The sequence below is a fragment of the Microcella sp. genome (assembly GCF_030645145.1).
GTDB lineage: Bacteria > Actinomycetota > Actinomycetes > Actinomycetales > Microbacteriaceae > Microcella.
The window spans coordinates 1-4,337 of record NZ_JAUSMI010000060.1 but is presented as its reverse complement, the minus strand read 5'-3'; the positions used below and the strand labels follow the sequence as shown (position 1 = coordinate 4,337).

The 4,337-nt window shown below is 73.7% G+C and carries 8 protein-coding genes; 4 read left to right on the top strand and 4 right to left on the bottom strand.

Going from position 1 to position 4,337, the window contains the following annotated elements; translation table 11 throughout:
- Nucleotides 1–324 (top strand): rhodanese-like domain-containing protein (locus Q7T15_RS03660; RefSeq protein ID WP_370689088.1); only part of this gene is annotated, 324 nt, incomplete at its 5' end.
- Nucleotides 321–590 carry a metal-sensitive transcriptional regulator gene (locus Q7T15_RS03655; protein ID WP_370689087.1) on the top strand — a complete coding sequence of 90 codons (270 nt, stop codon included), beginning with the start codon at nucleotides 321–323 and terminating at the stop codon, nucleotides 588–590. The genes Q7T15_RS03660 and Q7T15_RS03655, both read left to right, overlap by 4 nt.
- 32 nt (nucleotides 591–622) lie before the next feature.
- Here Q7T15_RS03655 and Q7T15_RS03650 read toward each other — a convergent pair whose 3' ends face one another.
- Nucleotides 623–1,117, bottom strand: a complete 495-nt coding sequence (locus Q7T15_RS03650; RefSeq protein ID WP_304693381.1) for a GNAT family N-acetyltransferase — start codon at nucleotides 1,115–1,117, stop codon at nucleotides 623–625.
- Nucleotides 1,118–1,177: 60 nt separating this feature from the next.
- On the opposite strand from Q7T15_RS03650, the gene dapB reads away from it, so the two are divergent.
- Nucleotides 1,178–1,981 (top strand): 4-hydroxy-tetrahydrodipicolinate reductase, encoded by an 804-nt coding sequence (gene dapB / locus Q7T15_RS03645; protein WP_304693379.1) that lies wholly within the window; start codon nucleotides 1,178–1,180, stop codon nucleotides 1,979–1,981.
- Nucleotides 1,978–2,433: a hypothetical protein gene (locus Q7T15_RS03640; RefSeq protein ID WP_304693377.1), complete on the top strand. Its 456-nt coding sequence runs from the start codon at nucleotides 1,978–1,980 to the stop codon at nucleotides 2,431–2,433. The genes dapB and Q7T15_RS03640 overlap by 4 nt, the downstream gene beginning before the upstream one ends.
- Here Q7T15_RS03640 and Q7T15_RS03635 read toward each other — a convergent pair.
- The 3 genes from Q7T15_RS03635 to Q7T15_RS03625 all read right to left on the bottom strand — a co-directional run.
- Nucleotides 2,430–3,434 carry a TIGR01777 family oxidoreductase gene (locus Q7T15_RS03635; RefSeq protein WP_304693375.1) on the bottom strand — a complete coding sequence of 335 codons (1,005 nt, stop codon included), beginning with the start codon at nucleotides 3,432–3,434 and terminating at the stop codon, nucleotides 2,430–2,432. The two genes, Q7T15_RS03640 and Q7T15_RS03635, sit on opposite strands and share 4 nt — an antisense overlap.
- Nucleotides 3,434–3,859, bottom strand: a complete 426-nt coding sequence (locus tag Q7T15_RS03630) for an OsmC family peroxiredoxin (protein ID WP_304693373.1) — start codon at nucleotides 3,857–3,859, stop codon at nucleotides 3,434–3,436. The genes Q7T15_RS03635 and Q7T15_RS03630 overlap by 1 nt, the downstream gene beginning before the upstream one ends.
- A 134-nt stretch (nucleotides 3,860–3,993) precedes the next feature.
- A partial coding sequence (locus Q7T15_RS03625; RefSeq protein WP_304693371.1) for a DUF4395 domain-containing protein occupies nucleotides 3,994–4,337 on the bottom strand: 344 nt, incomplete at its 5' end.

Below are 4,337 nucleotides of genomic sequence, written 5' to 3'. Positions count from 1 at the left end.
CCCGTGGCTGACGAGATCACCGTCGACGAGCTCGCGCAGCACCACGCGCAGGGCCCGATCGCCCTCATCGACGTGCGCGAGCTGGACGAGTACACGGCGGCGCACGTCCCGGGAGCGCGGCTCGTCCCGCTCGGGACGGTCCCCGATGCCGTCGAGACGCTTCCGGCCGACGAGCGCCTCTACGTCATCTGCCACTCCGGCGCGCGCAGCCAGCGCGCCGCCGACTATCTGCTCGCGCGCGGCTTCGATGCCGTCTCGGTCGCGGGCGGGACGTCCGCCTGGGTCCAGCGCGGGCTCGACTACGAGACGGGGGAGCGACCGTGACGACCATTCCGGCGGCCGAGGCGAAGAAGATCACCAACCGGCTCCGCCGCGCGCAGGGGCAGCTGACGGCCGTCCTCTCGATGATCGACGAGGGCCGCGACTGCCGCGACATCGTCACGCAGCTCTCGGCCGCTTCGAGCGCGATCGACCGCGCGGGCTTCGCGATCATCGCTTCGGCGATGAAGGAGTGCCTGCGCGACGACACGGGCTCCGACAGCGACGTCGAGGTCGCCGACCTCGAGAAGCTCTTCCTCAGCCTCTCCTGACGCTCAGCCTCTCCCGACCTCCGCGGGTCGCGTCACGCGCTCGGCAGGAGCGGCTTGCCGAGCCAGCGCGTCGCGTTCGGGTTGTCGTTGAACGGCTCGATGTCGACGAAGCCGAGCGCGGCGTACAGCGCGCCCGCGGCGGTCTGCGCGTCGTGCGTGTCGAGGACGAGCTCGCGAGCGCCGCTCTCGCGGGCGCGCCGCTCGAGCTCGAGCATGAGCGCACGACCCGCGCCGATGCGCCGCGCGTGCGGCTGCACCCACACGTGCTTGACCTCGCGGCGCGGCCCGAGGCGGCCGTCGGGGATCGTCCGGATGCCCCCGCAGCCCACGTCCGCGGGCTCGCCCGCGAGGTTCTCGCCCTCGACGAGCAGGAACGCCCCGCTCGACGGCGCGAACTGCGCAGCGTCCACCGTCGGGCGCCGGTACTCGCGACCGTCGGGGAAGCCCTCCGCTCGCGCGGCGAAGTACTGGTCGAGCAGGGCGGCAGCGATCGGGTCGGTCGGCGTCGCGTCGCGGAAGGTCACCATCCCGCCAGCCTACGAGCGACGGGAGGCGGACGCTCGGGATCCCGACAGTAGGCTGAGCCCATGGTCATCCGGGTCGCCGTCGTAGGCGCGAGCGGGCGTCTGGGCTCCGTCGCGTGCCGCGTCATCGAGCAGCAGCCAGATCTCGAGCTCGTCGCGCGCCTCACATCGCGCAGCTCCCTCGACGACATGCTCGGCGCCGACGTCGTGCTCGACGTCACCCACCCGGGCGTCTCGCCGACCGTCGTCGACCACGCCGTGCGCGCGGGCCTGGCGGTCGTCGTCGGCACGAGCGGCTGGAGCGAGGACCGCGTGCGCACCCTGCGCACCCTTCTCGCCGGTCGAGAGGATGCCGCGGTCGTCATCATCCCGAACTTCTCGGTCGGGTCGGTGCTCGCGACGCACTTCGCGACCATCGCCGCGCAGTTCTACGAGTCGGTCGAGATCGTCGAGGCGCACCACGCCGCGAAGGTCGATTCGCCGAGCGGCACGGCCGTCCGCACCGCCGAGCTCATCGGCCACGCACGGGCCGAGCTCGGGCCCGTGGTCGCACCGCACGTCGATCAGCGCGCGCGCGGTCAGCAGGTCGCGAGCGTGCCCATCCACTCGCTGCGACTGCAGGGCGTCGTCGCGAAGCAGGACGTCCACTTCGGCGGCACCGGCGAGGTCCTGACGCTCTCGCACGAGACCCTCTCGCCGGCGGCCTACGAGCAGGGCATCGCGCTCGCGATCCGCGCGGCCGCGCAGGTCCGCGGGCTCGTCGTCGGTCTCGACCGGCTCATCGGGCTCGGCGCTCCCGGCGCGGCGTCCGGCGCGTCGGCGTCCGATTCGTCCGGGACCTCGGCGCCGACGGACGACGCCGCGTGAGGAATCGCACCCGCTGGGGCGCGCTCGCGATGGGCGCCCTCCTCGCGCTCTACCTCGCCTTCACGATCTTCTACGCCATCCAGCTCGTGACCGGCGCGCAGCCCGTCGCGCGCGCGATCGGCTGGGCGCTCATCGTCCTTCCGCTCATCGGGGCGTGGTTCGCCGCGGCGGAGTTCGTCTTCGGCTTCCGCACCGAGCGGCTCGCCCGACGGCTCGAGGAGGAGGGCGGCGTGCCCGACGACGCCCTGCCCGCGCGGTCGAGCGGCCGTGTCGAGCGCGCCGCCGCCGATGAGATCTTCGCGCGCTACGCCGCCGAGGCGGAGGCGAACCCCGACTCGTGGGCGCACTGGTTCCGGCTCTCGCTCGCGTACGACGGCGCGCGCGATCGTCGCCGGGCGCGCTGGGCGATGCGCGAGTCCATCCGGCTCGCCCGCGTCGACGGCGTGCTCTAGGCGGCCGACTCGCGCTCGGTCGGCCCGGCGGCCGCGGAACCGCTGGCGGGCCGTTCCTCCGGGTGCACGAGCTCGGCGATCGCCTGCTCGATCGTCTCGTGACGGAAGCGGAATCCGTCGGCGAGCAGCTTCGCCGGCACCATCTTCTGGCTCGCGAGCAGCAGCTCGCGGCCGGCCTCGCCCATGCCGAGGGCGATGAGGCGCTCGGGCAGCACGAAGGCGTGCGGCCGGTTCATCGCCTCGGCGAGAGCTCGCGAGACGCGGTCGCTCGTCGCGGGCGTCGGGCCGGCGAGGTTGACCGGTCCGCGGATCCGCGAGGTCAGCAGATGCACGATCGCGGCGGCCTCGTCATGCAGGCTGATCCACGGCCAGTGCTGGCCGCCCGAGGCGACGCGCGCCGCCAGGCCGAAACGCGTGAGCAGTCGCAGCGGCGCCGTCGCGCCGCCGGGTCCGATGACGAGGCCGGTGCGGACCATGACGGTGCGCGTGCGCTCGGGAGCGAGCTGCGCGGCCTGCTCCCAGGCCTCGACGACGTCGGCGAGGAAGCCCTCGCCCTTGCTCGACTCCTCCGTGAGCCGCACCGCGGGGCGGTCGCCGTAGTAGCCGACGGCGGATCCGCTGATGAAGGTCGCGGGCGGCCGCTCGGCCATGCCCATCGCCTCGGCGAGCGCGCGCGTCGCGCCGATGCGCGAGTTGAGGATCTGCTTCTTCCACCCCGACGTCCACGGGATGCGGCTGATCGAGGCGCCCGACAGATTGACGACCGCATCCACCTCGTCGAGGATGCGCGCGTCGAGCACGCGCGATTCCGGCGACCACGCGAACTCGGTCTCCGATCGCGGCGGCCGTCGCACGAGGGTGCGCACGGCGTGCCCCTGCGCGCGCAGCTGGCGCTGCAGCTCCGAGCCGATCATGCCGGAGGCGCCCGCGATGAGCACCGTCTGCGATGCCGAGGGCTTCCCGGCGCTCGCGCCGCGACCCGCGCGAGGTGCGGCCGCCACTAGGCGAGCGAGGCTTCGAGCGTGATCTGCACGCCCGCGAGGGCGGCCGACACGGGGCAGTTCTTCTTCGCGTCCTCGGCGAAGCTCGCGAACTCCTCGGCCGAGATGCCGGGGATCTTCGCACTCACGAGCAGGTGGCTGCCGGTGATGCCCTCGCCGGGCACGAACGTCACGGCGGCGGTGACCTGCAGGCTCTCGGGCGCGTGCCCCGCGCCGGCGAGCGCGTGCGAGAGGGCCATCGAGTAGCACGCCGAGTGCGCCGCGCCGAGCAGCTCCTCCGGGTTGGTCTGGCCGGCGACGCCCTCGCTGCGGGCGGCCCACGTGACGGGGAACTCCGCCGCGTCGGACGAGTCGAGCGATGTCGTGCCGTGCCCCTCCGTGAGGGATCCGAACCAGAGGGTGGTGGCTTCGCTCGTGACGGCCATGAGGGTCTCCTTCGTCCTGACGGGAGCTTCAGCCTACGGAAGCGATCCCACAGGCGCGAGAGGCCTCCGCACAGGCGCGTGGGCTATCGCGACGACCAGGGGGGACGGCCAGGCGGATCGGCCAGGCGGATCGGCTAGGCGCGTCGCGGGCGGATCGCGCCGGCGCGAACGAGCAGCACGTACAGCTGGCAGCCGAGGCAGTAGTCGAAGACGGCGTTGAGGAAGGCCGCGATGAACGCCATCGACGCGGCGACGACGAGCGCGCCCGGTACGCCGAGCAGGTGCAGCACGAGTCCGGCGCCCGTGATCAGGAAGCCGACGAGCTGCGCGAAGGTCGGCGCCGCCGGGTCCTCCCGGTGCGCGGGAGGAGCGAGGCGCGGAGCGACGAGCCGCGCGTCCAGCCGACCCCACGGGTGGCGGCGGATGCCCGCGAACGCCCCCCAGGCGAAGATCGCGACGAGCGCCGCGAGGGTCGCGG